At 72.7% G+C, this 26,621-nt stretch carries 27 protein-coding genes; 12 read left to right on the top strand and 15 right to left on the bottom strand.

Features of this window, described 5'->3' with window-relative positions:
• The first annotated feature begins 209 nt into the window (after positions 1-209).
• On the top strand, positions 210-770 hold the full coding sequence (locus OG802_RS25905; protein ID WP_329414143.1) for an NADAR family protein: 561 nt from the start codon (positions 210-212) through the stop codon (positions 768-770).
• Between the two features lie 165 nt (positions 771-935).
• Here OG802_RS25905 and OG802_RS25900 read toward each other — a convergent pair whose 3' ends face one another.
• Positions 936-2,282: a DUF4190 domain-containing protein gene (locus OG802_RS25900; RefSeq protein WP_329414141.1), complete on the bottom strand. Its 1,347-nt coding sequence runs from the start codon at positions 2,280-2,282 to the stop codon at positions 936-938.
• Positions 2,283-2,523: 241 nt separating this feature from the next.
• On the opposite strand from OG802_RS25900, the gene OG802_RS25895 reads away from it, so the two are divergent.
• Together OG802_RS25895 and OG802_RS25890 are read left to right on the top strand one after the other, a co-directional pair.
• Positions 2,524-3,660, top strand: coding sequence for an adenosine deaminase (locus tag OG802_RS25895; protein ID WP_329414139.1), 1,137 nt, complete (start codon positions 2,524-2,526; stop codon positions 3,658-3,660).
• A 43-nt stretch (positions 3,661-3,703) separates the two neighbouring features.
• On the top strand, positions 3,704-4,390 hold the full coding sequence (locus OG802_RS25890; RefSeq protein WP_329414138.1) for a glycerophosphodiester phosphodiesterase: 687 nt from the start codon (positions 3,704-3,706) through the stop codon (positions 4,388-4,390).
• A gap of 202 nt (positions 4,391-4,592) precedes the next feature.
• Here the strand turns inward: OG802_RS25890 and OG802_RS25885 are convergent, their stop codons facing one another.
• The 5 genes from OG802_RS25885 to OG802_RS25865 form a co-directional block, all read right to left on the bottom strand.
• Complete coding sequence (locus OG802_RS25885) at positions 4,593-5,135, bottom strand: hypothetical protein (protein ID WP_329414137.1); 543 nt, start codon at positions 5,133-5,135, stop codon at positions 4,593-4,595.
• The gene (locus OG802_RS25880; RefSeq protein WP_329414134.1) at positions 5,119-5,616 is read right to left on the bottom strand and encodes an RNA polymerase sigma factor; all 498 of its coding nucleotides are present in this window, start codon (positions 5,614-5,616) and stop codon (positions 5,119-5,121) included. Before OG802_RS25880 ends, OG802_RS25885 begins: the two co-directional genes overlap by 17 nt.
• Positions 5,613-6,335 carry a class F sortase gene (locus tag OG802_RS25875; protein WP_329414131.1) on the bottom strand — a complete coding sequence of 241 codons (723 nt, stop codon included), beginning with the start codon at positions 6,333-6,335 and terminating at the stop codon, positions 5,613-5,615. The genes OG802_RS25880 and OG802_RS25875 overlap by 4 nt, the downstream gene beginning before the upstream one ends.
• The gene (locus tag OG802_RS25870) at positions 6,332-6,703 is read right to left on the bottom strand and encodes a sortase-dependent protein (RefSeq protein ID WP_329417394.1); all 372 of its coding nucleotides are present in this window, start codon (positions 6,701-6,703) and stop codon (positions 6,332-6,334) included. Before OG802_RS25870 ends, OG802_RS25875 begins: the two co-directional genes overlap by 4 nt.
• 197 nt (positions 6,704-6,900) lie before the next feature.
• Positions 6,901-8,340: a gamma-aminobutyraldehyde dehydrogenase gene (locus OG802_RS25865; protein WP_329414130.1), complete on the bottom strand. Its 1,440-nt coding sequence runs from the start codon at positions 8,338-8,340 to the stop codon at positions 6,901-6,903.
• Between the two features lie 165 nt (positions 8,341-8,505).
• Between OG802_RS25865 and OG802_RS25860 the strand changes: the two genes are divergently transcribed.
• The 7 genes from OG802_RS25860 (at position 8,506) to OG802_RS25830 (ending at position 15,420) form a co-directional block, all read left to right on the top strand.
• Complete coding sequence (locus OG802_RS25860; protein ID WP_329414128.1) at positions 8,506-9,024, top strand: Lrp/AsnC family transcriptional regulator; 519 nt, start codon at positions 8,506-8,508, stop codon at positions 9,022-9,024.
• Between the two features lie 19 nt (positions 9,025-9,043).
• A complete protein-coding gene (locus OG802_RS25855) occupies positions 9,044-10,408 on the top strand; it encodes an aspartate aminotransferase family protein (protein WP_329414126.1) in 1,365 nt (454 codons plus the stop codon).
• 193 nt (positions 10,409-10,601) lie between these two features.
• Positions 10,602-11,345 (top strand): ABC transporter ATP-binding protein, encoded by a 744-nt coding sequence (locus OG802_RS25850; protein ID WP_329414124.1) that lies wholly within the window; start codon positions 10,602-10,604, stop codon positions 11,343-11,345.
• On the top strand, positions 11,327-12,739 hold the full coding sequence (locus OG802_RS25845) for a hypothetical protein (protein ID WP_329414121.1): 1,413 nt from the start codon (positions 11,327-11,329) through the stop codon (positions 12,737-12,739). Before OG802_RS25850 ends, OG802_RS25845 begins: the two co-directional genes overlap by 19 nt.
• A 119-nt stretch (positions 12,740-12,858) precedes the next feature.
• Positions 12,859-13,278 (top strand): VOC family protein, encoded by a 420-nt coding sequence (locus OG802_RS25840; RefSeq protein WP_329414119.1) that lies wholly within the window; start codon positions 12,859-12,861, stop codon positions 13,276-13,278.
• Positions 13,279-13,394: 116 nt separating this feature from the next.
• Positions 13,395-14,522 carry an LOG family protein gene (locus OG802_RS25835; RefSeq protein ID WP_329414116.1) on the top strand — a complete coding sequence of 376 codons (1,128 nt, stop codon included), beginning with the start codon at positions 13,395-13,397 and terminating at the stop codon, positions 14,520-14,522.
• Positions 14,523-14,685: 163 nt separating this feature from the next.
• Positions 14,686-15,420, top strand: coding sequence for an LAETG motif-containing sortase-dependent surface protein (locus tag OG802_RS25830; RefSeq protein ID WP_329414114.1), 735 nt, complete (start codon positions 14,686-14,688; stop codon positions 15,418-15,420).
• A gap of 117 nt (positions 15,421-15,537) precedes the next feature.
• Here the strand turns inward: OG802_RS25830 and OG802_RS25825 are convergent, their stop codons facing one another.
• The 4 genes from OG802_RS25825 to rlmN all read right to left on the bottom strand — a co-directional run bounded on the left by OG802_RS25825 (position 15,538) and on the right by rlmN (position 20,653).
• The gene (locus OG802_RS25825; RefSeq protein ID WP_329414112.1) at positions 15,538-16,560 is read right to left on the bottom strand and encodes an ABC transporter ATP-binding protein; all 1,023 of its coding nucleotides are present in this window, start codon (positions 16,558-16,560) and stop codon (positions 15,538-15,540) included.
• Complete coding sequence (locus tag OG802_RS25820) at positions 16,560-18,236, bottom strand: ABC transporter permease (RefSeq protein WP_329414109.1); 1,677 nt, start codon at positions 18,234-18,236, stop codon at positions 16,560-16,562. Before OG802_RS25820 ends, OG802_RS25825 begins: the two co-directional genes overlap by 1 nt.
• Complete coding sequence (locus tag OG802_RS25815; protein ID WP_329414107.1) at positions 18,212-19,321, bottom strand: thiamine ABC transporter substrate-binding protein; 1,110 nt, start codon at positions 19,319-19,321, stop codon at positions 18,212-18,214. Before OG802_RS25815 ends, OG802_RS25820 begins: the two co-directional genes overlap by 25 nt.
• A 225-nt stretch (positions 19,322-19,546) precedes the next feature.
• Positions 19,547-20,653, bottom strand: coding sequence for a 23S rRNA (adenine(2503)-C(2))-methyltransferase RlmN (gene rlmN / locus OG802_RS25810; RefSeq protein ID WP_329414103.1), 1,107 nt, complete (start codon positions 20,651-20,653; stop codon positions 19,547-19,549).
• Positions 20,654-20,860: 207 nt separating this feature from the next.
• Between rlmN and OG802_RS25805 the strand changes: the two genes are divergently transcribed.
• Together OG802_RS25805 and OG802_RS25800 are read left to right on the top strand one after the other, a co-directional pair.
• Entirely contained in the window at positions 20,861-21,016 is a 156-nt protein-coding gene (locus tag OG802_RS25805; protein WP_329414101.1) for a hypothetical protein, read from the top strand.
• Positions 21,013-21,489, top strand: coding sequence for a hypothetical protein (locus OG802_RS25800; protein ID WP_329414098.1), 477 nt, complete (start codon positions 21,013-21,015; stop codon positions 21,487-21,489). The genes OG802_RS25805 and OG802_RS25800 overlap by 4 nt, the downstream gene beginning before the upstream one ends.
• A gap of 133 nt (positions 21,490-21,622) precedes the next feature.
• On the opposite strand, the gene OG802_RS25795 is transcribed toward OG802_RS25800, so the two are convergent.
• The 5 genes from OG802_RS25795 to tsf form a co-directional block, all read right to left on the bottom strand.
• Positions 21,623-22,531: a hypothetical protein gene (locus OG802_RS25795; RefSeq protein ID WP_329414096.1), complete on the bottom strand. Its 909-nt coding sequence runs from the start codon at positions 22,529-22,531 to the stop codon at positions 21,623-21,625.
• Between the two features lie 246 nt (positions 22,532-22,777).
• Positions 22,778-23,977, bottom strand: a complete 1,200-nt coding sequence (locus OG802_RS25790) for a phosphatidate cytidylyltransferase (RefSeq protein WP_329414095.1) — start codon at positions 23,975-23,977, stop codon at positions 22,778-22,780.
• Positions 23,977-24,534, bottom strand: a complete 558-nt coding sequence (gene frr / locus OG802_RS25785; protein ID WP_020128692.1) for a ribosome recycling factor — start codon at positions 24,532-24,534, stop codon at positions 23,977-23,979. The genes OG802_RS25790 and frr overlap by 1 nt, the downstream gene beginning before the upstream one ends.
• A 175-nt stretch (positions 24,535-24,709) precedes the next feature.
• Positions 24,710-25,468 (bottom strand): UMP kinase, encoded by a 759-nt coding sequence (gene pyrH, locus OG802_RS25780; RefSeq protein WP_329414093.1) that lies wholly within the window; start codon positions 25,466-25,468, stop codon positions 24,710-24,712.
• A gap of 189 nt (positions 25,469-25,657) precedes the next feature.
• Positions 25,658-26,494 (bottom strand): translation elongation factor Ts, encoded by an 837-nt coding sequence (gene tsf, locus OG802_RS25775; protein WP_329414090.1) that lies wholly within the window; start codon positions 26,492-26,494, stop codon positions 25,658-25,660.
• Between the last annotated feature and the right edge of the window lie 127 nt (positions 26,495-26,621).

Here is a 26,621-nt window from a genome sequence, read left to right as displayed (position 1 = left end):
CGCCTTCGCCCCGAAGTGTTCCGCAGCGGGTGGCGTAGCTCCAGCTCGATTTGATTGCCGATCCTGACAGAGCAGGGGCACTCCAACAAGTGATTCCGTTGTTGCCTTTTGGTTACGCGACGGAATCTGTCGGCAGGGGTCGACCAGGTGTCGAGTCGGAGCGGAAAAGGGGGGACGCTCTGTCAGTGGCGCGTGCCATGCTCGGCTGCATGGACAGGATCGAGGACCGGGAGGCGCTGGTCAGCGCCGTCCGGGCGGGGGCCGGGATCAAGTACCTGCACTTCTGGGGACACCGGCCCCGGCCGGACGGGCGGATCGGCGCGAGCTGCCTCAGCCAGTGGTGGCCGTCACCGTTCGTGGTCGACGGGGTCGGCTATGCGACGGCCGAGCACTGGATGATGGCCGCGAAGGCCCGGCTCTTCGGCGACGCGGAGGCGGAGCGGCGCGCGCTGGCCGCCGCCTCCCCCGCGCAGGCGAAGAAGGAGGGGCGCCTGGTGCGCGGCTTCGACGAGGAGACCTGGCGGCGGGAGCGGTTCGGGATCGTCGTCGAGGGCAGCGTCCACAAGTTCGCCTCGGACGACGGGCTGCGCGCGTTCCTGCTGGGCACCGGCACCCGCGTGCTGGTCGAGGCGAGCCCCATGGACCGCGTCTGGGGCATCGGCCTGGCGGCGGACGACGAGGCGGCGATGGATCCGCAGCGGTGGCGGGGGCCGAACCTGCTGGGCTTCGCGCTGATGGAGGCGAGAGAGCGGCTGCGCACCGACGCCTGAGCGCGCCCGGAGCGCCGCCCGGGGGTCCGGGCGACGGCCGAGGGGTCCGGGCCGGTGCCCGAGGGTCCGGGCCGACGGCCGAGGGGTCGTCCTCGAGAGGGGTCGACCTCCAGAAGGGTCGCTCCTGCGGGATCGTCCTCCTGAGGCCTCAGGACTCCGTGAGGGTCAGCGCCCCACGATCGTCAGGACGCCCAGCGTGACCGCCAGCGCGACTCCCACGGCCCCGCAGATGATGCCCGCCAGCGCCTGCCCGGGGTTGGAGGCCTCGCCCCGGCCGGCCTTCCGCCGCCCGATCGCGCCGAAGACGACACCGAGGACGCCGAGGACGACGGCGAGGGGCCACAGACAGAAGAGGACGGCGCCGAGGATGCCGAGCACGAGCCCGGCGACGCCCATGCCGTTGCTGTCCCCGGTCCCGTTCCATCCGTACAGTCCCGGGCCGCCGCCTCCGTACGGCGGCGGGTACCCGTAGCCGTAGCCCCCGGGGTAGCCGTAGGGGACCTGCCCCGGGCCACCGGGGGCGATGGGCGGCGGCGGGACGGCCTGGGCGGGAGGCGCGAAGGGGTTGGGGGGCGGACCGCCGACGACGGTCGCCGGGTCCGGCGGCGGGAACGACGCGAACGGCTGCCCGGCCTGCGGGGCGCCGAACGGATGCGCCCAGGGGCCCGCGGCGCCTCCCGCGGCCGGCAGCGAGGTGACCGTCCGCTGGTCGTGCACGGACGGGGGCGCCTGGCCGTGGCCCACCGGGGCCTGACCGCCGGACCGGCCGGGCCCGCTCGGCCCGTCGCCGCCACCGGGAACGGCCCAGGGGCCGGCCCCCGCCACCGCCTCACCCGACGGCGCCGCATCGGCCGGGGGCGCTCCCGCCCAACCCTTGCCGAACGACACCTGCGGCCTGTCCGTCTCACCGGGGGCGGGCGCGGACCACGCGGGGCCGGGGGCGTCGACCGGGCCCCCTTCCCCCGCGACCGCCGGACCCCCACCGCCGTCCACCGCTCCCGCGCCCTCCACACCCTTGCCGAACGACACACCGCCGACCGCGCCCTGCGGCCCAGCCGTCTCACCGACGACGGGCGCGGGCGCGGACCACGCAGGGCCGGGGGCGTCGACCGGGCCCCCTTCCCCCGCGACCGCCGAACCCGCACCGCCGTCCACCGCTCCCGCTCCCGCTCCCGCGCCCTCCGCACCCTTGCCGAACGACACGCCGCCGACCGCGTCCTGCGGCCCAGCCGTCTCACCGACGGCGGGGGCGGGCGCGGACCACGCAGGGCCGGGGGCGTCGACCGGGCCCCCTTCCCCCGCGACCGCCGGACCCGCACCGCCGTCCACCGCTCCCGCTCCCGCGCCCTCCGCACCCTTGCCCATCGCGAGTCCACTCGCCGCGTCCGCCGGGTCGCCGCCCGGCCGGGGGCCGGCGGGGGCAGCGTCCCGCGGACCGTCCGACCCCTCGGCGGCGGTGGGCCGTGGGGAGGTGGGGGCGTCGTCGGTCGGGGTCGGCGCCTCGTCGGACATGCGTGGATCCCCCTGTCGCCCGCTTCCGGGCCTGTGTCCTGCGTTCCGTCATCCGTACGCCGTTCCGCCCCGCGCACGTTCCGTCATGCTACGGCCCGAGGCCGGTGCGGAGCGCGGCCGGGGCGAGGCCCTCCGCGGCTCGCGGGCCCTTCCGCCTACGATGATCCCGGCCCACCGATCAGCCGATCACCCGCGTCCCGTCCGGCCCGCCGGGCCCGGGGCGCCGTCCCGGGAGGACCCCATGACCGACCGCCTCGACGCATCCTCAGCAGCCCCCGCGTCCGGCTCCCCCGCGTCCCCCGCGTCCGGCGCGCCCGCCGGTCCCACCGCCGGGGCCGCGGCCGGCGGCCGCGATCTGCACGCGTTCATCGCCGGGCTGCCGAAGGCCGAACTGCACGTCCACCACGTGGGCTCCGCCTCCCCCCGCATCGTCTCCGAGCTGGCCGCCCGGCACCCGGACTCCCGGGTGCCCACCGACCCCGAGGCCCTCGTCGACTACTTCACCTTCACGGACTTCGCCCACTTCATCGAGGTGTACCTGTCCGTCGTCGACCTCATCCGCACCCCGGAGGACGTCCGGCTCCTGACGTACGAGGTCGCCCGGGACCTGGCCCGCCAGCAGGTGCGCTACGCCGAGCTGACGATCACCCCGTTCTCCTCGACCCGGCGCGGCATCGACGAACTCGCCTTCATGGACGCCGTCGAGGACGCCCGCAAGGCGGCGGAGGCGGAGTTCGGGACCGTGCTGCGCTGGTGCTTCGACATCCCCGGAGAGGCCGGGCTGGAGGCCGCCGAGGAGACGACCCGGCTCGCCACCGACGACCGGATCCGCCCCGAGGGGCTGGTCTCCTTCGGGCTCGGCGGGCCCGAGATCGGGGTCCCGCGCCCGCAGTTCAAGCCGTACTTCGACCGGGCGATCGCGGCCGGGCTGCGGTCCGTGCCGCACGCCGGCGAGACCACCGGACCCGAGACGGTGTGGGACGCGCTGACGCATCTGCGCGCCGAGCGCATCGGCCACGGCACCAGCTCCGCGCAGGACGCGAAGCTGCTCGCCCACCTCGCCGACGCCCGCATCGCGCTGGAGGTGTGCCCCACGTCGAACATCGCCACGCGCGCGGTCCGCACCCTCGACGAGCACCCCCTGGCGACGTTCGTGGAGGCCGGCGTCCTGGTGACGGTGAACTCCGACGACCCGCCCATGTTCGGCACGGACCTCAACAGCGAGTACGCGGTGGCCGCCCGGCTCCTCGACCTCGACGAGAGCGGCCTCGCCGGCCTCGCGAAGAACGCCGTCGAGGCCTCCTTCCTGGACGAGAGCGGCAAGCGGCGCGTCCGGGACGAGATCGACGCCTACACCGCCGGGTGGCTCGCCCCCTGACGGCGTCCCGCCGCGATCCGCCGCCGCCCGCCACAATGGGCGCATGCAGAACGTGACCGCCGTCGCCCACCGCGGCGACCCCTACCGCGTCCGTGAGAACACGATCGCCTCGCTGCGGTCCGCGCTCGACCGGGGCGCGGACGCCGTCGAGTGCGACGTCCGGCTCACCAGGGACGGCGTGCCCGTCCTGCTCCACGACGAGACGCTGAAGCGGCTCTGGGGGCTGGACCGGCCGCTGCGGTCGCTGTCCGCCGCGGAGGTGCGCGGGCTCACGGCCGGCGGGGTGCCCACCCTGGCGGAGGCGCTCGCGGCGACGGACGGCAGCCGGCTGATGCTCGACCTGCCGGGCACCCGGGACGCGCGCACCGCGCGGCGGATCGTCGACGCCGTGCGCGAGGCCGGCGCGGCCGACCGGGTCCACTACTGCGCCGACGCCGTGGCGATGCTCGCCGTGCGCGCCGCGGACCCGTCCGCCGAGATCGCGCTGACCTGCACGAGCCTGGCGCCCCCGCGGCCCGCACTGCTCGCGGCGGTGAAGCCGCGCTGGCTCAACTACCGCTTCTCCCTGGTGGACCGCGACCTCGCCGCGCGCGTCCACCACGACGGCTTCCTGCTCTCCGTCTGGACCCCGGACACCCGCCGCGCGCTGCGTCGGCTCATCGACCTGGGCGTCGACTCCGTCACCACCAACCGCATCGACGTCCTGACCGCGCTGCGCGACCGGGGCTGAACCACGCCCTCACCGCAGCCGGACGGACCTTCACCGCAGCCGGACCTTCACCGCGGCGGGGCCCTCACCGCAGCGGCACCTCCAGCGGCACGTCGCTCACGCCGGGGAGGTGACCGTCCGGCTCGCCCGGTTCGAACCGGCACACATGTTCACCGCGTGCCAGGAGCGGTCGGCCCGGACGGCTACGGTGCGTGAATCGGCCTCAGCGGCGCGTCTTCGACGCGGACGGCGCGGTGGACGGCGCACTCGACCGCGTGCTCGACTGCGCCACCCGCCGGGGCGACGTCGTGTCCTGCGCGACGGGCGTCGGGCTGGAGCGGCCGGTGCGGTCCGTGTCCGGGGCAGCGGTGCCGGTGGCGGCAGCGGGGGTGCCGGGGGCGTGGGTCGCGTCCGCCCCCCGGGTAGGGCGTTCGGTGCTCCGCGGCGGCGGGAGCGACGGCACGGGCCGGGGCCCGGTCGACGGACCGCCGGTGACCGGGGGCGGGGCGAGCGGCGTCGTGGGGCGCGCGGGCGCGTCGGAGGACGCCGAACGCAGCGGCAGCAGGACGGCGAGCACGGTGACCGCGCACGCCGCTCCGACTCCGGCCGCGCGCAGCGTCCGGCGACGGGTGGCGCCGCGGCGGATCTGCTCGTAGCGGCCGGGCGGTGGGCCGAGGTGTCCGGCGGGAGGGCGCAGGATGACGGTCAGGGGGTCGTCGGGGTCGAGGTCCGGGCCGTCGTCGAAGTCGTCAGCCGGTGTGATCAAGGCTTCTCCTCAGGTGGACGCGGAGCAGTTCGCGGGCCGCGTGCAGGTCGGCCTTGACGGTTCCTTCCTTGCGTCCGGTCAGCACGGACACCTCCCGGATCGGCATGTCAGCGTAGTAGTGCAGCAGGATCGGCACGCGCAGCCGGTCGGGCAGGGACTGCACGAGCATCCGCACCGACGGGTCGGCCTGTTCGGCCGGCGGGGCCACGGCGACCTCGACGGTGACCCGGCGCACGGCCCGGCGTTCGCGCTCCAGCTTGCGCCAGTGGTCGCGGACCAGGTTGGCGGCGGTGACGAAGAGGAAGCCCTGGGGCTCGGACACGGTCGTCCAGCGTGCCCAGAGCCGGGTGAACGCCTCCGAGGCGATCTCGTGCGCCGTCTCGTCGTCGTCGACGAGGCGGCGGCACCAGCCGGCGAGGCGGGGGTAGAGGGCGGCGAACAGTTCGGACGCCGCCCTCTCGCGCGAGCGTGGGCGTTTCAACGTTCTCCCGCGGTGCTCGACGCGTCGCCCGCCGCCGCCCCGGGCCCCGAGGAGGCTCCGGAGGAAGCCCCGGAGGCGGCCCCCGGGACCAGGGCGGCGAAGACGATCACGTTGTCGCGGTACCCGTCGCCGGTGCGCGGGCCGCCGCACGTGATGAGACGCAGTTCGGGCCGGCCGACGTTCCCGTAGACCTCCCCGGTGGGGAAGCTCGCCTTGTCGACGGTCCGCACGCGGGTCACGGCGAACGCGGCCGTCGTGCCGTTCTCCAGGCGCACCGCGATCCGGTCGCCCCGGTGCAGCCGGTCCAGGCGCCGGAACACTCCGTCGCCGTACCGGCCGACCGTGACATGGCCGAGGATCACCGACGGCCCGGTCCGTCCGGGGGTCGGCGAGTGCTCGTACCAGCCGGCCCGGTCGTGCCGCTCGACCGGAGGCACCTGCACGCTGCGGTCGGCGGCCAGCCCCAGCCGCATGAGCGGGGTGTCGACCCCGATGGCCGGGATCCGCAGTCCGACCGGCGCCGAGCGCGCGAGGGGGCGCGCGGCCCGGGCGGCCGGAGCCGGGGACCCCGCTGCGCCCGCGGCGGCAGTGGCGTCCGTGGCGGTCGCGGCGGCGGTGCCGGACGTCGCGGCCGGTCCGTCGCTCTGCGCGGTGCAGCCGCAGAGCAGCAGCGCCGCCAGGGCCGCGAGCGCCGGGGCGCGCCTGGAGAGCGGGCTCATGCGCCGGTCGCCCTCCGGCGCCGCACGACGTAGAAGACGGAGCCGGCGGCGGCGACCGCCGCGGCCGCGCCGCCGCCGATCAGCGTGCCGTGGCCGTCGGACCACGGCTCGGCGACGCCGGTGTCGGCCGCTCCGCGCGGGACGACGCCGACCTGGGCCGGCGCGGCGGACGGGGCGTCGGTCGCCTCGGGCGCCTTGGTGGGCTCGGTCGCCCTGGTCGGGGCGGTGGTGGGGCCGCCCGGGACCGGGCTCGCGCTGCGGGTCCCGGGCGCGGGGGTCGGGGTGCCCGCGTCGGCGAGCGCGGGGGCCGCGCCGGCCAGCAGGGCCGTGCTCGCAACTGCCAGGGCGGCGAGGCCCGTTCGGGGCATGAGTCGCATGGGTCGCTCTCTTTCGTCGGTCCGTTGACGGATCGAGCGAAGAGACGAGGCAGCCCCGGACCGGGTTGTAAAGAGATGGCAAAGCCGTCGCGGGCTTTGCTGACGGCCGGTCACCCGTCGCCCCGCACACGCGCGGACGGGCACGGCGGCGGACCGCCGTGCCCGTCCGGGGCACATCCCGCGGGGCGTTACGCGTCGAGGGACGTCATGACGTGCTTGATGCGGGTGTAGTCGTCGAAGCCGTAGCCCGAGAGGTCCTTGCCGTAGCCGGACTTCTTGAAGCCGCCGTGGGGCATCTCGGCGACCAGCGGGATGTGGGTGTTGATCCACACGCAGCCGAAGTCGAGCTTCTTCGACATCCGCATCGCGCGGCCGTGGTCCTTGGTCCACACCGAGGAGGCGAGGGCGTAGTCGACGCCGTTGGCCCACTCGACGGCCTGGTCCTCGTCCGTGAAGGACTGGACCGTGATGACCGGACCGAAGACCTCGTTCTGGATGATCTCGTCGTCCTGCTTCAGCCCCGAGACGACCGTCGCCGCGTAGAAGTAGCCCTTGTCGCCGACGCGTTCGCCGCCCGCCTCGACCTTGGCGTGGGCCGGCAGCCGCTCGATGAACCCGGCCACCTGCTTGAGCTGGTTCGGGTTGTTCAGCGGCCCGTACAGCACGTCCTCGTCGTCCGGCTGCCCGGTCTTCGCCTCGGAGGCGGCCTTGGCGAGCGCGGCCACGAACTCGTCGTGGATGGACTCCTGGACGAGGACGCGGGTGGCGGCCGTGCAGTCCTGGCCGGCGTTGAAGTAGCCCGCCACGGAGATGTCCTCGACGGCCTTGGCGATGTCGGTGTCCTCGAAGACCACGACCGGCGCCTTGCCGCCCAGCTCCAGGTGGACGCGCTTGAGGTCACGCGAGGCCGACTCGGCGACGGACATGCCGGCGCGCACTGAACCGGTGATGGACGCCATCGCCGGGACCGGGTGCTCGACCATCAGCCGGCCGGTGTCCCGGTCGCCGGTGACGACGTTGAAGACGCCCTTGGGCAGGATCGAACCGATGATGTCGGCGATCAGGACGGTCGAGGCCGGGGTGGTGTCGGACGGCTTGAGGACGACCGTGTTGCCGGCCGCGATCGCCGGGGCGAACTTCCACACCGCCATCATCATCGGGTAGTTCCACGGCGCGACCTGCGCGCAGACGCCGACCGGCTCACGGCGGACGATCGAGGTCATCCCGTCCATGTACTCGCCGGCCGAGCGGCCCTCCAGCATCCGGGCCGCGCCCGCGAAGAAGCGGATCTGGTCCACCATCGGCGGGATCTCCTCGGAGCGGGTCAGCCCGATCGGCTTGCCCGTGTTCTCCACCTCCGCGGCGATGAGGTCCTCGGCGCGCTCCTCGAACGCGTCCGCGATCTTGAGCAGGGCCTTCTGGCGCTCCGCCGGGGTGGTGTCGCGCCAGCCGGGGAAGGCCCTGGCGGCGGCGGCCATGGCCGCGTCGACGTCCGCCGGGCCGGACAGCGGCGCGGTCGCGTACGCCTCGCCGGTCGCGGGGTTGACCACCTCGGTGGTCCGTCCGTCGGCGGCGTCCCGGAACTCACCGTCGATGTAGTTGCGCAGACGACGCAGCTCGGTGCTCACTGCCGGCCCTCCAGATGTGGGTGTCCATTGACTGAGACACCCACACTAATCAATGCGCTGACGTTTTCAACACCCCCGATCCCGCCACGGCTGCGGAATCCGCAGATCTCACACACGTAAACAACGAATTTCATCGCCCCGACCTTGCGGAACTGTCGAGACGTCGTGCACAGTGTGGCCGTGGCCAGTCGAAGCGCAGAGCACAGGGACTCCCGCGAGTCCAGGAACGGCAGCACCCCTCACCTGGATGCCGTGAGCCTCGCCATCATCGAGCAGCTCCAGGAGGACGGCCGCCGGCCGTACGCCGCGATCGGCAAGGCCGTGGGCCTGTCCGAGGCGGCCGTGCGCCAGCGCGTCCAGAAGCTGCTCGACCAGGGCGTGATGCAGATCGTCGCCGTGACGGACCCGCTCACCGTGGGCTTCCGCAGGCAGGCGATGGTCGGGGTCCACGTCGAGGGCGACGTCGAGTCCATCGCCGAGGCGCTGACCGCCATGCCGGAGGTCGAGTACGTGGTGATGACGGCGGGCTCGTTCGACATCCTCGCCGAGATCGTCTGCGAGGACGACGACCACCTGCTCGACGTGATCAACAAACGCATGCGCGCCCTGCCCGGCGTGCGCTCCACCGAGAGCTTCGTCTACCTGAAGCTGAAGAAGCAGACCTACATGTGGGGAACCCGATAACCGTGAGGACCCGATAACCGTGAGCACCAAGGACCTCAGCCGCACCGCGTACGACCACCTGTGGATGCACTTCACCCGCATGTCCTCGTACGAGAACTCGCCGGTCCCGACCATCGTCCGGGGCGAGGGCACCTACATCTACGACGACAAGGGCAAGCGCTACCTCGACGGTCTCGCGGGCCTGTTCGTGGTCCAGGCGGGCCACGGACGCGTGGAGCTCGCCGAGGCCGCCTTCAAGCAGGCGCAGGAGCTCGCGTTCTTCCCGGTGTGGTCCTACGCCCACCCCAAGGCCGTGGAGCTGGCGGAGCGCCTCGCCCACCACGCGCCGGGCGACCTCAACAAGGTCTTCTTCACCACCGGCGGCGGCGAGGCCGTCGAGACGGCCTGGAAGCTCGCCAAGCAGTACTTCAAGCTCCAGGGCAAGCCGACCAAGTACAAGGTCATCTCCCGCGCGGTCGCCTACCACGGCACTCCGCAGGGCGCCCTGTCCATCACCGGTCTGCCGGCGCTCAAGGCCCCCTTCGAGCCGCTCGTCCCGGGCGCGCACAAGGTGCCCAACACCAACATCTACCGCGCCCCGCTCTTCGGCGACGACCCCGAGGCCTTCGGCCGCTGGGCCGCCGACCAGATCGAGCAGCAGATCCTCTTCGAGGGCCCGGACACGGTCGCGGCCGTCTTCCTGGAGCCCGTGCAGAACGCCGGCGGCTGCTTCCCGCCGCCGCCCGGCTACTTCCAGCGGGTGCGCGAGATCTGCGACCAGTACGACGTGCTGCTCGTCTCGGACGAGGTCATCTGCGCCTTCGGCCGCCTCGGCACGATGTTCGCCTGCGACAAGTTCGGCTACGTCCCGGACATGATCACCTGCGCCAAGGGCATGACCTCGGGCTACTCCCCGATCGGCGCGTGCATCATCAGCGACCGGCTGGCCGAGCCGTTCTACAAGGGCGACAACACCTTCCTGCACGGCTACACCTTCGGCGGCCACCCGGTGTCCGCCGCGGTGGGCCTCGCCAACCTCGACCTGTTCGAGCGCGAGGGCCTCAACCAGCACGTGCTCGACAACGAGGCAGCGTTCCGCTCCACCCTGGAGAAGCTGCACGACCTGCCGATCGTCGGAGACGTCCGCGGCAACGGCTTCTTCTACGGCATCGAGCTGGTCAAGGACAAGGTCACCAAGGAGTCGTTCGACGACGAGGAGACCGAGCGCGTCCTGTACGGCTTCCTCTCCAAGGCGCTGTACGACAACGGCCTGTACTGCCGTGCCGACGACCGCGGCGACCCGGTCGTCCAGCTCGCCCCGCCGCTGATCTCCAACCAGGAGACCTTCGACGAGATCGAGCAGATCCTGCGCGCCACGCTCACGGAGGCGTGGACGAAGCTGTGACGTCAGCCTGATCAGCTGATCAACACCGGCCCCGGCGTCGACCGTTCGAGTGAGAAACGGCGGCCCGGGGCCGCGTGCTGTCCGGATGCCCGCGCTCGCCTCCTTAGCGTGCCAGTGACCGATCGGCCCTGCCTTCGTTCCCCCGGTCGGGGGATCGGCACGGGAACCACAGATCTGAACGAGGTGTACGCCCATGGAGGCCCCGCCGGACAACGACGTGCTCTGGGCACGCTCCCTGCACTTCTCGCACCCCGACGGCTCCCCCGGGCTGGCCGGGGTCTCGCTGGGTGTGCGGGAGGGCGAGATCCTCGCCGTCAGCGGCCCGCGCGGCAGCGGCAAGACGACCCTGCTGCGCTGTCTGTCGGGCCTGACGACCGCCCGGAGCGGCGAGGTCTGGTTCAACAGCGTGCCCGTGCACACGATGGGTCCGGCGGCCCGCGAACGGCTGCGCCGCGACCGCTTCGGCTGGATCGACCCGGCGCCGCTCCTCGTCCCCGAGCTGAACGTCTGGGAGAACGCGGCGCTGCCCCTGATGCTGCGCGGCACCGGTCGCCGCCGGGCCAAGGCCGCCGCGCTGGAGTGGCTGGAACGCCTGGACATCGGCGACCGGTCCCGCTGCCGTCCGCACGAGCTGACCCAGGCCGAGCGCCAGCGGGTCTGCATCACCCGCGCCCTGGCCCCGGCCCCCTCGGTCCTGTTCGCGGACGAGCCGACGGCCCCCCTGCACCGGGCGGACCGGGCGCACGTCCTGCGCACCCTGACGACCGCCGCCCGCTCGCACGGCATCACGGTCGTCCTCGCCACCCACGACGCGGAGACGGCGGCCCTCGCCGACCGCACGGTGCCGCTGCTGGACGGCCGCCGGGTCAAGACCGTCCACCTGCCCCCGGTCGCCGAGTCGGAAGGCCGGGGGGCGGCGTGCTCGCTCTCCGTCTGACCCGCGGTGCCCGTCCCGCCGTCCAACTGCGCCGGCTGCTGGTCGCGGCGGCGTCGGCGGGCACCGGCTTCCTCCTGCTGAGCACCCTCGGCCACGCCCTGACCCACCCCGAGAACCCGGCGGCCTCCGCGCTGCGGCTGGCCTGGTGCCTGGTCCCGCTGGCCGCGACCGTCCACCTCGCGCTGGCCGTCGCCCGCACCGACCCCGGCACCCGGCCCCGCCCCGGACTCGCCGCGATCGGCCTCGGCCCGGCCCGTCTGATGGCCGTCTCCGCGATGACGACGGCCCTGTCGACGCTGCTCGGCTCCATGCTCGCGCTGCTGTTCTTCCTCCATCTGCGCGGCGACCTCACGGGCATGCCCTTCGACGGGGCGGCCCGCGACTTCCTGGCGGCCGGACGGCCGCTGCCGTGGCCGGCCGCCCTGACCCTGCTGGCCCTCGCCCCCCTGTCCTCATCGATCGCGGTCGTGCTCATGCTGCGCCCGCGGGACACCCGGGTCGCGGCCCGGACGGCGCCGCGGATGTTCGGCCGGTTCGGGGCGTACGCGACGACGGGACCGGGCGAGACGTTCGGCGCGTACGGCAGGTTCGGCAGCCGGACCGTCCGCCCCTTCGCCGCCCGCGCCGCCGCGACCACCCCCGCGTCCGCCTCCGCCGCGCACGACGTGCCCCCGACGCCGGACGGCACGCTCCCCGCTCCGGCGGACGGCGGCCCCGGCGAGACGGTCCCGGCCGCCGTGAACGGCTCCGCGCGGCAGGACGTCCCCCCGGCCCGCGACGTCCCGGCCCCCGACCCCACCGCCCTGCCCTGGGGCACGGCCCTGCTGGCGGTCGGTCTGGCCGTGGAGGCGTACGCCGGCCGCGGCCCCGACGGCGGCGGGCTCCCCCTGCCCGGCGGTCTGCCCACCGGGCCCGCCGCCGTCCTGCTCGGCTGGACGCTCACCGCGGTGGGACTCGCGCTCGCCGGCCCCGGACTCACCCACCTGTGCGGCCGGCTGCTCCAGGCGGTCCGCCCCGGCGCCCTGCGCCTGCTCGCGGGCCGCGGGCTGATGCAGGAGGCCTCCCGCATCGGCCGCCCGCTGGGCGTGGTCTGCGCGGTGGGCTCCGGCGCGTACACGATGGCCCGGCTGTACGACCCGGCCGACCCGTCCTTCGGTCCGCTCACCACGCTCGGCGCCGTGGTCGTGGCCGGCTGCACGGTCGCCACCCTGCTGACCGCGGCCGTGGAGGCGAGGCAGTGCCGTGCCGACACCACGGCCGCCCTCGTGCGGCTCGGCGCCCCGGCCAAGACGCTCCGCAGCGCCGCCGCCCTGCGCACCGCGGCCCTGCTGGCGCTCTTCGTCCCGCTCACCCTGCTCGTGGCCGAGCTGGCCGCCCTCCCGCTGATGCGCTGAACCCGCCGTCCGCGCGCTCCCGAAAAAAAACTCTCCCCGGCTCCGATGAGTTCCGCGCGGCCCCCCGGTCCACCCCTCGACACCGCACACAGCGACAGCGATCCCCCGGGAGAGACCAGATGAGCACCTCCGCCCACCAGCAGATGATCTTCGTGAACCTGCCCGTGAACGACCTCGACGCCTCGAAGAAGTTCTTCACGGAGCTGGGCTACTCGATCAACCCGCAGTTCAGCGACGACAACGCGGCCTCCGTGGTGATCAGCGACACGATCGTCGCGATGCTGCTCACCAGGCCGTTCTACTCGACCTTCACCAAGAAGGAGATCGCGGACGCCACGACCACCAGCGAGGTGCTGATCGCGCTGAGCGCGCCGAGCCGCGAGAAGGTCGACGAACTGGTCGACCGGGCGCTCGCGCTGGGCGGTTCGCCGAGCGGCGAGACCCAGGACCACGGCTTCATGTACGGCCGCTCCTTCGACGACCTCGACGGCCACACCTGGGAGATCGTCTGGATGGACCCGTCGGCCGTCGAAGCCTGACCGACGCCTCCGACCCGGCGTCCGCTCCGGGTCCGGCTCCGGCGCCCCACGGTCCGGACCGGACGAGAACGGCGGACGGCCCGGGGCCCCGGTCCGACGGTGCCTAGCATGGGCGGGTGCATCCGACGACACCCGCCCAGCCGTTCGACGGTCCCCACGACCGTGAGATCGAGTCCCTCGTCGAGTTCGACGAGGTGGTCACCGCCCACGGCGCCCTCGCCCACTTCCGCGTCCAGTCCGTCGACCTGACGGGCCGTACGGACGCCCTGCTCTCCCTCGACGCCTCGGGCGCCGTCTTCCTCGGCTGCCCGATGGACCCGGCGGCCGCCGCCCGCGTACGGGCCTGCGGCGCCCTGGTCTTCCCGCCCGTGCCGGGCCTGCCCTTCGACCCCTACCGCGGCCGTGTCTACTCCCCGGACGAACTGTTCGCCTCCCTCGACGAGGGGTACGAGGCGACCCCGGACGCGCGGACGTACGCCTGGTTTCAGCGCACGAAGGGGGACGGCGACGTCTTCGGCTCCATGCTGCGCTCGCTCCACGACGACGCCGTCTCGGACGCCCTCGACGAACTGCTCGCCGGGGAACGGGTGGTGGGCGTCATGGGCGGTCACGCGATGGCGCGCGGCACCGAGGAGTACACGGGCGCGACCCGGCTCGGCCGTGAACTCGCCCGCACCGGACTGACGGTGGCCACCGGCGGCGGGCCGGGCGCCATGGAGGCGGCCAACCTCGGCGCGTACGCGGCGCCCTTCGACCCGGGAATGCTCACCGAGGCCCTGCGGATCCTCGCCAAGGCCCCGGGGTTCACGCCCTCGGTGACCGACTGGGCGCGGGCCGCCTTCGAGGTCCGCGCGAACTGGCCCGGCGGCGGCCCCTCGGTCGCCTTGCCCACCTGGTTCTACGGTCACGAGCCGCCGAACCCGTTCGCCGCGCACATCGCCAAGTACTTCTCCAACGCCACCCGCGAGGACGGGCTGTTGGCCCGCTGCACCGCGGGCGTGGTGTTCCTGCCGGGCGCCGCGGGAACCGTCCAGGAGATCTTCGACAACGCGACGCCCAACTACTACGAGTCGCGGGGCGAGCCGACGCCCATGGTCCTCGTGGACCGGGCGCACTGGACGCGGCGGCTGCCCGCCTGGCCGCTCCTGCGGTCCCTGGCCCGGGAGCGGTCGATGGAGTCCCGCATCACCCTCGTCGACCGGATCGAGGAGGCACCGGAGGCCCTGAAACGTCTCAGTGGTTAATAAGCAGGCAAAGCCAACCGCTCGCAGGGGTCGTGACGTTGACAGTGCTTATGAAACGCTTATAGACCTGAGGGTCTGCTGGGGATGGTGACGCACTCGGCTCACCCGGGGGCGCCATCTCCCCCTCCACCCCCCGCAGTTGCGCTTCCCGTAAAGGACAAACGTGTCCCTTTCCCGCCGTACCGCCGCCCGTTCGGTGCGCATGCTCGGTGTCACCGCCGCCTCCGCGGCCCTTGCTCTCAGCGCCGCCGGCACCGCGCTGGCCTGCGAGATCTCCGAGTTCTCCGCCTCTGCCGCCTGTGACGGCGCCAAGGGCGTCATCACCGTCACCGACAAGGACCCCACGGGCGTCCCGGCCGTCGTCACGGTCTTCCTCGAGAACAACGGCGCCGACCTCCGCCAGGTCGGCAAGGAGCAGACGGTCACCGGCTCGAAGAAGGGCGTCACCGTCTCCTTCGCCGAGGACTGGGAGCCGAACGCCGAGTACCGGGTCCACATCGTGGCCGTCAAGGGCAAGAAGAAGCTCGTCGACGCCGACATCGCCCCGAACGTGACCACCCCGTCCAAGGCCTGCCAGGCCGACGACACGACGACCCCGCCGACGAGCCCGTCCTCGTCGCCGTCGTCGACGCCCTCCACGCCGTCGTCGCAGACCGCGTCGCCGCCGGCCGGGACGGCCACCCCCTCGCCGGCCCCGTCCGACTCGGCCGCCGACAGCGCCGCGCCCCCGGCCTCCGCGAGCAACGCCCCCTCGCCCGCGGCGCAGGAGTCCAACCTCGCCGAGACCGGCGCCAACTCCAACACCGGCCTGATCGTCGGCATCGCCGCCGCTCTGGTCGTCGTCGGCGGCGGAGCGGTCTTCTTCGGAATGCGCCGCCGCGGAGCCAGCCACCGCTGACCCGAACGGCCGCGCACCGCACAAGGCACACAGAGAGGGCCCGCCCCACACAGGGGGGCGGGCCCTCCCCGCGTCCATGTCCGCGTCAGCCGAAAGTCGCCTTCTCCCTGGCGCGGCTCAGTCCAGCACCACGGTCTCGGCCGGGTCGAAGGACACGCCCACCGCGCTGCCGACCTCGGGGGCGTCGCGCAGCGCGCACGCCGCCTCCAGTCTCGGCGCGCCCTCTGGCTGGAGGTGCAGGGCGACGTGCGTGCCCCGGAAGGTGCGGGCGGCGACCGTACAGCGCAGCCCGTCGTCCGCGTCGCCCAGGAGCACGCCCGCCGGCCGGACCAGCAGGGTGCGCGCCCCCTGGGCGGACCCGGCCGCCACCTGCGTCTTGCCCCACGGCGTGACCGCGACCTCGCCGGTGACGGTGGCCTCCACGACGTTGTCGAAGCCGAGGAACCGGGCCACGAACGCGTCCGCCGGCCGCTGCCAGACGTCGAGCGGCGTCCCGGACTGGGCGATCCGGCCGTCCCGCATCACCACGACCCGGTCGGCCAGCGCGAACGCCTCGCCCTGGTCGTGGGTGACGGCCAGCACGGTGGTGCCCAACCGGCCGAACAACTCCCGCAGTTCGACGACCAGCCGCTCGCGCAGCGACCGGTCGAGCTGGCCGAGCGGCTCGTCGAGCATCAGCAGCCGGGGGCGCGGCGCGAGGGCCCTGGCCAGCGCCACCCGCTGCTGCTCGCCGCCGGAGAGCGAGGCCACGGCCCGCCTCGCCGCGCCCGGCAGCCCGACGAGTTCGAGCAGCTCCGCCACCCGCTCGCCCTGCCCAGCCCGTGGCATGCCACGCATCCGCAGGCCGAAGGCCACGTTGCCGCCGACGTCGCGCTGCGGGAACAACTGGTGGTCCTGGAACATCAGCCCCAGCTCGCGCCGGTGCGCGGGCACCCCGGCCTGGTCGCGCCCGTCGAGCGAGACCCGCCCGGCGTCCAGGGGCTGAAGACCGGCCACGGCCCGCAGCAGCGTCGACTTGCCGCTGCCGCTGGGCCCGAGCACGCACACCACCTCGTGCTCGGCGACGGCCAGATCGACGGCGTCCAGCACGGCCCGGCCGCCGAACCGCACGGTGGCCCGCTCCAGTTCGAGCGCTCGCATCAGAACTCCCCCGCCCGGTCGGTCCGCAGCCGCTCCAGCACCAGCAGGGCCACCGCGCACACCACCATCAGAATCGTCGAAAGGGCCATCGCCTGCCCGTAGTTGAGTTCCCCGGCCCGGCCGAGCAGCCGCGCGACGGCCACCGGCAGGGTCGGGTTGTCGGGCCGGGCGATGAACACGGTCGCCCCGAACTCCCCCAGCGACACCGCGAACGCGAACCCGGCCGCGACCAGCAGAGCGCGCCGCACCATCGGCAGGTCGACCTCGCGCCACACCCGCCAGGGCGACGCCCCGAGCACGGCCGCCGCCTCCCGCAGCCGCTGATCCACCGCCCGCAGCACCGGCAGCATGGTCCGCACGACGAAGGGCACGCCGACCAGCGCCTGCGCCAGCGGCACCAGGATCCATGTGGCGCGCAGGTCCAGCGGCGGCTCGTCGAGCGCGATGAGGAACCCGAAGCCGACGGTCACCGCGGACACGCCGAGCGGCAGCATCAGCAGCGCGTCGAAGCCCCGGACGAGCCGTCCGGCGTCCCTGCGGGTGAGCGCGGCCGCGGCGAGGCCGCCGACGGCCACGGCGATCGCGGTCGCGGCGAGCGCGTACCGCAGCGAGTTGCCGATGGCGTCGATCGGCGGGACGAGGAAGACGTTCCCGTCGTCGCGGGTCAGCGCCCGGTAGTAGGCGAAGCCGGGCGCGTCCAGCGAACGCTGCACCAGCACCGCGAGGGGCAGGACCAGCAGGACGGCGATGCTCGCGAGCACCCCGGCGAGCAGCGCCCACTGCCCGGCCCCGCGCGGCCTGCGCGCCGTCCCGGCCGCGTCCACCAGCCGCAGCGAGGCCTCCCGCCGGCGCACCGTCCAGGCGTGCACGGCGAGGATCGCGCCGACGGCCGCGAACTGCACGATGGTCAGGACGGCGGCCGTGGACAGGTCGAAGATCTCGGAGGTCTGCCGGTAGATCTCCACCTCCAGGGTGGCGAAGGTGGGCCCGCCGAGGATCTGCACCACCCCGAAGGAGGTGAAGGTGAACAGGAAGACCATCAGCGCGGCCGCGGCGACGGCCGGCCCGAGCGCCGGCAGGGTCACCGTGCGCCAGGCCCGCAGCCGGGACGCGCCCAGCATCCGCGCCGCCTCCTCCTGCCGCGGGTCCAGCTGCGCCCACAGGCCGCCCACCGTGCGGACGACGACCGCGTAGTTGAAGAAGACGTGCGCGAGCAGGATCGCCCACACGGTGGTGTCGAGGCGCACCCCCCACAGCTCGTCGAGCAGTCCGCCGCGCCCGACGAGCGCGAGGAACGCCGTGCCCACGACGACCGTCGGCAGCACGAACGGGACGGTGACGACGGCGCGCAGCACCTGCCTGCCCGGGAAGTCCAGGCGCGCGAGGACGTAGGCGCCCGGCAGCGCCACCAGCAGGGTGAGCGCGGTGGAGGCGAGCGCCTGCCAGGTGGTGAACCACAGCACGTGCCGGACGTCGGACTCCCCGAGCACGTCCCACAGCCGCCCGAAGCGCCACGCCCCGTCGACGTGGAGCCCTCGGGCGACGATCGCGGCGACCGGCCAGGCGAAGAAGACCGCGAAGAACGCGACGGGCACGGCCAGCAGGCCGAGCCGGGCCGCCGCGCCCCGCCGGCCGGCTCCCTTGCGCGGGCCTACTTCAGTACGAGCGAGGTCCACGACTTGACCCACTGGTCGCGACGGTCGGCGATCTTCGCCGGGTCCATGGTCTCGGGAGCCTTGGCGGCGGGCCCGAACCGGGTGAACTCGGCAGGCACGGCCGCGTCCTTCGCCACCGGGTAGACGAACATGTTGAGCGGCATGTCCTGCTGGAACTCCTTGCCGATCAGGAAGTCGATCAGCGCCTTGCCGCCCTCGCTGTTGCCGGCGTTGCTCAGCAGGCCCGCGAACTCGGTCTGCCGGAAGCAGGTTCCGGTCGCGACGCCGGTCGGCGCGGTGGCCGGCTTCGGGTCGCCGTAGATCACCTCGGCGGGCGGCGAGGAGGCGTACGAGACGACGAGCGGCCGGTCCGCCTTCGCCTTCCTGCCGCCGGCGGAGCCGGAGAACTCCTCGTTGTAGGCCTGCTCCCAGCCGTCGACCACCTTGACGCCGTTGGCCTTGAGCTTCTTCCAGTAGCCCTCCCAGCCTCCGTCCCCGTACTTCGCGGCCGTGCCGAGCAGGAAGCCGAGGCCGGGCGAGGAGGTGGAGGCGTTCTCGGTGACGAGGAGGTCCTTGTAGGCGGGCTTGACCAGGTCGTCGAAGGAGGCGGGCGGCGCCAGCTCGTGCGCGGCGAAGTACGCCTTGTCGTAGTTGACGCAGATGTCGCCGAAGTCGACCGGCGTGACCCGGTGCTTCTTCGCGTCCAGCTGGTACCGGCCGTCGACCCGCGCCAGCCCCTTGGCCTCGTAGGACTGGAACAGCCCGTTGTCGAGGGCGCGCGACAGCAGCGTGTTGTCGACGCCGAAGAAGACGTCGCCCTGCGGATGGTCCTTGGTGAGGATCGCCTTGTTGACGGCCTGCCCGGCGTCGCCGTCCTTGAGGACCCGCACCTTGTACCCGGACCGCTTCTCGAAGTCGGCGAGGACGCTCTTGGAGACGGCCCACGAGTCGTGGCTGACGAGGGTGACCGTCTTCGAGGCCGCCGAAGCCGTCGAGCCGGTCGTGCCCGAGGTTCCCTTGCCGTCCGTGGACCCGCACGCGGACAGCACGGGCGACACGACCAGGCCGAGCCCGACGGCCACGGCCACGAAGGTCTTGTTCTGCACTGGATTTTCCTCCTGGGTTGACCAGGAAGAGACGCGGCCCCGCCCGGGTCCGCACGGACTCCGGGCAGGGCGCAACAGCTCGAGTGATGACCGAACTTCCTACCCAGAATGACCTGGGCGAGGTTCAGAGGGTCTGCGGGCCTGGGTGCCGCACTCTCAGCGCTGTGGCGCTCCCCTGTCGGAATATGAAGATGTCGGAATACGAAGATGCGTACGGTCCTCAGACTACCGCTCGGTGGCCGCGAGCTGACCGCACGCCCCGTCGATCTCCTGACCACGGGTGTCCCGGACGGTCACCGGCACCCCGTGCGCGGCGATCGCCTCGACGAAGGCCTTCTCGTCCTCCGGCCGCGACGCCGTCCACTTCGAGCCCGGCGTCGGGTTCAGCGGGATCAGGTTGACGTGCACGGGCTTGCCGCGCAGCAGCCGGCCCAGCCGGTCACCGCGCCACGCCTGGTCGTTGATGTCCCGGATCAGCGCGTACTCGATGGACAGCCGGCGGCCCGACCGCGCGGTGTACTCGAATCCGGCGTCCAGCACCTCGCGCACCCTCCACCGCGTGTTCACGGGGACGAGGGTGTCGCGCAGTTCGTCGTCCGGCGCGTGCAGGGAGATCGCCAGGCGGCACTTGAAGCCCTCGTCGGTGAACCGCTGGATGGCCGGCACCAGCCCGACCGTCGACACGGTGATCCCGCGCTGCGACAGCCCGAGCCCGTCCGGCGCCGGGTCGGTCAGCGCGCGGATGGCGCCGACGACCCGCTTGTAGTTGGCGAGCGGCTCGCCCATCCCCATGAAGACGATGTTGGAGAGCCGGGCCGGCCCGCCGGGCACGTCCCCGTCGCGCAGCGCCCGCATCCCGTCGACGATCTGGTGCACGATCTCGGCGGTGGACAGGTTCCGGTCGAGCCCCGCCTGCCCGGTGGCGCAGAACGGGCAGTTCATCCCGCACCCCGCCTGCGAGCTGATGCACATGGTCACCCGGTCCGGGTAGCGCATCAGCACCGACTCCACGAGCGTGCCGTCGAACAGCCGCCACAGCGTCTTGCGGGTGGTCCCCTGGTCCGTCGACTGATGCCGCACGACCGACATCAGGTCCGGCAGCAGCGCCTCGCGCAGCTTCTCGCGCGCGCCGGCCGGGATGTCCGTCCACTCCGCCGGGTCGTGCGCGTACCGGGCGAAGTAGTGCTGCGACAACTGCTTGGCACGGAACGGCTTCTCCCCGATCTCCGCCACGACCTCCTTACGCTCGGCGGGCGAGAGGTCGGCGAGATGCCGCGGCGGCTTCTTGGCTCCGCGGGGGGCGACGAAAGTGAGTTCTCCGGGTGCAGGCATAACACGTCCAGTGTGGCAGATCATCGGCGGGGGCCCGGGCCCGGACCGGCGTGGGGGTGGTCACCCACGGACGCCGACTGCCGACGCCGGTCGGTATCGGCCGGCTTCCGACGGCCCGGGGACGGCCCGGGGACGGCCCGGGGACGGCCCGGGGGCGGCCCGGAGGCGTGCCACTCGAGATGGGATGATCTCTCCGGAGGGGTGCGAGTGGACATGCTCGAACTGATGGAGTGGCCGGCCGAGCGCGGCGTCACGACCGTCTTCACGCTCGACGGTGACCGCATGGCTGAGCGACGGGCGGCATGGATGGTGATCGTCAGCGGCGGTCAGTTCGGCAACAAGGGCCTGTCGCCGTTCGCATGATCGACGACAAGGACCCGGGCTTCGGCTTGCCGCGAGGGGCGACAGGCTTTCGTCGGCCCAAGGACGACTCCCTTCCCGAGACCGATCTACGAGCCTTCAGGGGCGCCCTGTATGCGGCTGCTCGCGCTGCCGGAGGCAAGGTGGGCAAGGTGGAGGAACAGGCATACCCCCGCACGTTCCACACCGCGTCGGCCGTCGAGGACACAGGCCGCCGCATCATCTTGTGCCACGCCCATCAGCCCTGGATCGCGTTCGCTCAGATGCGCAGGGACTGGTACAGCGAGGAGTTCGTCGCACCACCGCCCTGGGCCGGCACCTTCATGCACGCCGGGTTCCTGGTGCTCGACCGCGAACAGCTCACCGCACCTCTTGCAGACGTGAACACCTCGGACCTGTCACAGGGCGAGTGGCGCGAGATCCGTTCCTATGGCATCACCACGCTGGGCGGGGTGATCTTCAACGCGTGGGACTGAGTGGTCCAGGGGACAGGCCACGCCGCAGAGGCGGCGTGCGCCCGCGCCGTGCGCGGACTTCGGGAGACTGCGGCCCATGCGCCCAGGGGCGATCCGGCAAGAAGCGATCGGGGCGGGATGGCCCCTGGCTCACTCAGAGATGCGGGCCGTCGAGGCTGTCCGGTCCGCCGTATTCGTCACCGAGGTCGGTCTCGACCCCGTCAGGGGTGTGGCCCGAGGATTTCGTGAAGTCCGGGGCTTGTGGCCACTCGGGCAATGGTTCCTCCCACAGCGGCTCCACAGCCAGGTCCGTCGCACCGGGCTGAGTGACGCTCCGGACCTCGCCTTCGAGACCGGGGCCGTCGACCGTCGCAACACCTCCAGGTTGCGGGCCGTCCGTGTACGGGAACTCCAACAACTCGGCGAGGCGGCCGGACACCAGGATCGCGTCGAGGTCGTTCACACAGTCGATCAGCTTCTTGACGTGCAGGGAGTACACCGCCTGTCCGATGATTTCCGTGACGTCGTCCAGGATGAGCAGGGCTGTGGGATGCAGGAGGTACTTGCCGAGCTTGACCGCCCGCTCGAGCGTCTCGTTCCCCTCCGCCGCCCGGGTCACGAGTTCGGCCGCCCAGCCCTGCGGTGAGGCGTGCGGCAGGATGAGTTTACCGAGGGCGTCGAAGCCGTCGGCGGCTCCCGTCTCACCGGCGTTCTCCGTCCTCACCACCTCGTCCACGGCCTCTGGCGTCAGTTCTTCGTCGCCCCAGTTGTAGGCCCGCAGAAGCACCGCGAGTTCGCCCGCGCACCTGATGAGCTCCTGTTGGTGTGCGGTGTCCAGCGGGCCGGGATCGGGCAGGCCGGGGAGCAGCTCCGCGACCGCCGTCCACAGGTCATGCACCTGGTCGTCGAGCTCGGCGTGCCCGGACTCGTCCGGATTCGGTCGCCGATCGAGCAGGCGAGCGGCAACTCGAGCCGTTCGCAGCACGCGAAGAGCGCCGTCTTCGCGCTCCCGCCTCGTCATCGGCGCGAAGCAGAAGTCCCTCTCGTCCCCGTCCTCGGTCATACTCGCCCCCTCGTGATGTCCGGCGCCCGGTCCTCGGCCGGCGAACGACGACGGTAGACGACGCCCGACGCCGGCGGGTGATCGGTGCGGACGCCGGGGCGAGGGGCGCGCAAGTGGCGAATGAACCGGTCGGAATGCCTGCGAACGGGCGGCTTCCGCCCTGACGCGAGCGGGCCCCGTCCATGGAGCAGGACGGGGCCCGTGCGAGCCTTCCGGCGCGGTGCTGTACCGCTTGTGCGCCGTGGGTCAGCCCGACCCGACGAACAGCACGAGCAGCAGCCAGACGACGGGCGCCGTCGGCAGCAGGGAGTCCAGCCGGTCCATGATGCCGCCGTGGCCCGGGAGCAGCGTGCCCATGTCCTTGATGCCCAGGTCCCGCTTGATCATGGACTCGCCGAGGTCGCCGAGCGTGGCGCTGGCGGCGACGGCGAACCCGAGCACCAGCCCCTGCCACCACCTGCCGTCGTCGATGAGGAACTGCATGCACAGCGCGCCGGCCGCCATCGCGAACGAGACCGCGCCGAGCAGGCCCTCGCGGGTCTTGCCCGGACTGATGCGCGGGGCCAGCTTGGTCCTGCCGAAGCGCCAGCCGACGGCGTACGCGCCCGTGTCGCTGACGACCGTCAGGAGCAGGAAGGTCATGACGCGGAACGCGCCGTCCTCGGCGGTGAGCATGAGGGCGACGAACGTGGCCAGGAACGGGACGTAGAAGGCCGCGAAGACGCCGGCCGTGACGTCCTTGAGGTAGCCCTCGGGCGGTTCGGTCATCCGCCAGACCAGCACCGCGAGCGCGGTGAGGGCCATGGCCACCCAGGCGCCCTCCGGTCCGCGGACGTATCCGGCGACCACCATCGCGGCGCCGCCGACCGCGAGCGGCACGAGCGGAGCCTTGATGCCCTTGCGCTCCTGCAGCCTGCTGGTCAGCTCCCACAGGCCGACGACGACGGCGACCGCGATCACGCCGATGAAGACGGCCTTGACGACGAACAGCGACGCGACGATGACCACGCCGAGGCCGACCCCGACCCCTATGGCCGCGCCCAGGTCGCGGCCGGCGCTCTTCTTCGGCGGCGGCGCGGTCGCCGGGTGAGGGGCGTCGGGCATGGGCTCCGGATTCTGCGGCGCCGCCGCGTGGGGCTGGGCCGTCGGGGTGTCGTCGCCGTGGGCGGCGAGGCCGTGGGGCTCGCCGCCGTAGGGCGCGTTGCCGTGGTTCTCGTCGTGGAACAAGGGGCCGCCCATGCGGGCGGCCCCCCGGTCGTCATCCTGGTTTCCGCCGTGTGCGCGGACGTCGGGGACGATGGGCATGGGGCGGGTCTGCTGCGCCTCAGGCGCATCGTACGCGGGACCCGCCGGGGCGGCTCCCTGGACGGGCCCCTGGTCGGCGGGCCCCCAGTACCCGGCCCGCGACCCGGCGTGTGGCGGTGAGCCCCAGGAAGAGTCGTTCATCAGACCTCGAGCAGCTCCGCTTCCTTGTGCTTCAGGAGCTCGTCCACCTGGGCGACGTACTTCGCGGTGGTGTCGTCGAGTTCCTTCTCGGCACGGCGGCCCTCGTCCTCGCCGACCTCGCCGTCCTTGATCAGCTTGTCGATCGCGTCCTTGGCCTTGCGGCGGACGGCGCGGATGGACACCTTGGCGTCCTCCCCCTTGCCCTTGGCGACCTTGATGTAGTCGCGGCGGCGCTCCTCGGTCAGCTCGGGGAACACCACTCGGATGATGTTGCCGTCGTTGCTCGGGTTGACGCCCAGGTCGGAGTCGCGGATCGCCTGCTCGATGTTGCGCAGCGCGGTCTTGTCGAACGGCGTCACGACCGCCATGCGCGGCTCCGGCACGGAGAACGAAGCCAGCTGGTTGATCGGCGTCGGCGCACCGTAGTAGTCGGCAACGATCTTGTTGAACATCGCCGGGTGCGCACGGCCGGTGCGGATCGCGGCGAAGTCCTCCTTGGCGACCACGACGGCCTTCTCCATCTTCTCCTCGGCCTCGAGGAGGGTCTCTTCGATCACCACTTGCTCCTGCGTGTCTTGAGTAGGCCCGGCTGCGGATCCTTGCGAGAGGGCGGCGGCCGGCTGCGTCGCGTCTTCTTCCTGCACGGTTCCCGACCGGCAGGACATTGTCCATCCTCCGCCCAGGGTCCGTCCCCCGGTCGGACGTTGCCGGGGAGAGCCCGGACGGCGCCGGTCAGGACCGGCTGCCCTGCTCCCCCACGAGCGTGCCGATCTTCTCACCCTTGACCGCGCGGGCGATATTGCCCTCGGCCAGAAGCTCGAAGACGAGGATCGGCAGCTTGTTGTCGCGGCACAGCGTGATCGCGGTCATGTCGGCGACCTTGAGGTCGCGGGTGATGACCTCGCCGTAGCCGAGGGCGTCGAACTTGACGGCCCCCGGGTTGGTCTTCGGGTCGGAGTCGTAGACGCCGTCCACGCCGTTCTTGCCCATGAGCAGCGCCTCGGCGTCGATCTCCAGCGCGCGCTGGGCGGCGGTGGTGTCGGTGGAGAAGTACGGCATGCCCATTCCGGCGCCGAAGATGACCACACGGCCCTTCTCCAGGTGCCGCACGGCCCGCAGCGGGATGTACGGCTCGGCGACCTGGCCCATGGTGATGGCGGTCTGCACGCGGCTGTCGATGCCCTCCTTTTCCAGGAAGTCCTGGAGGGCGAGGCAGTTCATGACCGTGCCGAGCATGCCCATGTAGTCCGAGCGGGCCCGGTCCATGCCGCGCACCTGGAGCTCGGCGCCGCGGAAGAAGTTGCCGCCACCGATGACGACCGCGATCTCGGCGCCGTCGCGGACGACGGCCGCGATCTCCCGGGCGATCTTGTGCACCACGTCGGGGTCCACGCCCAGGCCTCCGCCGCCGGAGAATGCCTCACCGGACAGCTTCAGCAGAAACCGGCCGCGTAGTTTGCCGTCGTCGCTCTTCTGGGCCTTGGTGGTCATGGGAGATCCCGCCTCTTTCACGTGGTGCACATACGAAGAAGGCCACTGCCGGTGGGGGGTCGTGGGCAACCCGTGCGCGGCAATGGCCTCCTCGTCAGATCTGCTGTCGTCCGTCACGCGTGCGCGTGACGGCGTACCGGACGACTGCTCCCGACCCTATCGGGCCGACGCGTCGCTCGCGGTACGGACTCAGATGCCGACCTTGATGCGCGTGAAGCGCTTCAGGGTGACACCGGCCTCGTCCAGGACCTTCTGGACGGACTTCTTGTTGTCCAGGGCGTACGGCTGACCGAGCAGCGTGGCGTCCTTGAAGAAGCCGTTGAGGCGACCCTCGACGATCTTCGGCAGGGCGGCCTCGGGCTTGCCCTCGGCGCGGGTGGTCTCCTCGGCGACGCGGCGCTCGGACTCGACGACCTCGGCCGGCACGTCCTCCTTGGAGAGGTACTTCGGCGCGAAGGCGGCGATGTGCTGGGCGACGCCCTTGGCGATCTCGGCGTTGGGCTTGTCGAGCTCGACCAGGACACCGATCTGCGGGGGCAGGTCGGGCATCGTGCGGTGCATGTAGGCGGTGACGTAGCCGTCGGCGAACTGCGCGAAGCGGTCCAGCACGATCTTCTCGCCGAGGTTGGCGTTGGCCTCGTCCACGAACGCCTGGACGGTCTTGCCGGGCTCGATCTCGGAGGCGAGCAGCGCCGCGATGTCGGCCGGGGCGGTCTTGGCGACGTGCTCGGCGATCGCGCTGGCGACGGCCTGGAACTTGTCGCCCTTGGCGACGAAGTCCGTCTCGCACTTCAGCTCGACGAGGACGCCGGAGGAGTTGTCGTCGGCGATGATCGAGACCACGGCGCCGTTCTCGGCGGAGCGGCCCTCGCGCTTGGCGACGCCCTTCTGGCCCTTGATGCGGAGCGCCTCGACGGCCTTGTCGACGTTGCCCTCGGCCTCGTCCAGCGCCTTCTTGCAGTCCATCATGCCGGCGCCGGTGAGCTCACGGAGCTTCTTGACGTCAGCGGCGGTGTAGTTCGCCATGATCTGTGAATCTCTCTCGGAGTTCGAAGTCTCGAAGATCTACGAAGATCTGGGGGCTGTGGGTGAACGGCGGGCGGCGCACTCGGCGCCCCCCGCCGTCACTTCGTCCCTGGGCCGTGCGGGCGCG

This window comes from Streptomyces sp. NBC_00704, from assembly GCF_036226605.1.
Lineage (GTDB): Bacteria > Actinomycetota > Actinomycetes > Streptomycetales > Streptomycetaceae > Streptomyces.
Note: the sequence above shows the minus strand (reverse complement) of the source record. Positions and strands in the feature narration are given on the sequence as shown.

Bases quoted from the DNA above. Each gene is read 5' to 3' on its own strand.
- OG802_RS25905 (WP_329414143.1), top strand. From the start codon at position 210: ATGGACAGGATCGAGGACCGGGAGGCGCTGGTCAGCGCCGTCCGGGCG.
- OG802_RS25900 (WP_329414141.1), bottom strand. From the start codon at position 2,282: ATGTCCGACGAGGCGCCGACCCCGACCGACGACGCCCCCACCTCCCCA.
- OG802_RS25895 (WP_329414139.1), top strand. From the start codon at position 2,524: ATGACCGACCGCCTCGACGCATCCTCAGCAGCCCCCGCGTCCGGCTCC.
- OG802_RS25890 (WP_329414138.1), top strand. From the start codon at position 3,704: ATGCAGAACGTGACCGCCGTCGCCCACCGCGGCGACCCCTACCGCGTC.
- OG802_RS25875 (WP_329414131.1), bottom strand. From the start codon at position 6,335: ATGAGCCCGCTCTCCAGGCGCGCCCCGGCGCTCGCGGCCCTGGCGGCG.
- OG802_RS25870 (WP_329417394.1), bottom strand. From the start codon at position 6,703: ATGCCCCGAACGGGCCTCGCCGCCCTGGCAGTTGCGAGCACGGCCCTG.
- OG802_RS25850 (WP_329414124.1), top strand. From the start codon at position 10,602: ATGGAGGCCCCGCCGGACAACGACGTGCTCTGGGCACGCTCCCTGCAC.
- OG802_RS25840 (WP_329414119.1), top strand. From the start codon at position 12,859: ATGAGCACCTCCGCCCACCAGCAGATGATCTTCGTGAACCTGCCCGTG.
- OG802_RS25825 (WP_329414112.1), bottom strand. From the start codon at position 16,560: ATGCGAGCGCTCGAACTGGAGCGGGCCACCGTGCGGTTCGGCGGCCGG.
- rlmN (WP_329414103.1), bottom strand. From the start codon at position 20,653: ATGCCTGCACCCGGAGAACTCACTTTCGTCGCCCCCCGCGGAGCCAAG.
- OG802_RS25800 (WP_329414098.1), top strand. From the start codon at position 21,013: ATGATCGACGACAAGGACCCGGGCTTCGGCTTGCCGCGAGGGGCGACA.
- OG802_RS25795 (WP_329414096.1), bottom strand. From the start codon at position 22,531: ATGACCGAGGACGGGGACGAGAGGGACTTCTGCTTCGCGCCGATGACG.
- OG802_RS25790 (WP_329414095.1), bottom strand. From the start codon at position 23,977: ATGAACGACTCTTCCTGGGGCTCACCGCCACACGCCGGGTCGCGGGCC.
- pyrH (WP_329414093.1), bottom strand. From the start codon at position 25,468: ATGACCACCAAGGCCCAGAAGAGCGACGACGGCAAACTACGCGGCCGG.
- tsf (WP_329414090.1), bottom strand. From the start codon at position 26,494: ATGGCGAACTACACCGCCGCTGACGTCAAGAAGCTCCGTGAGCTCACC.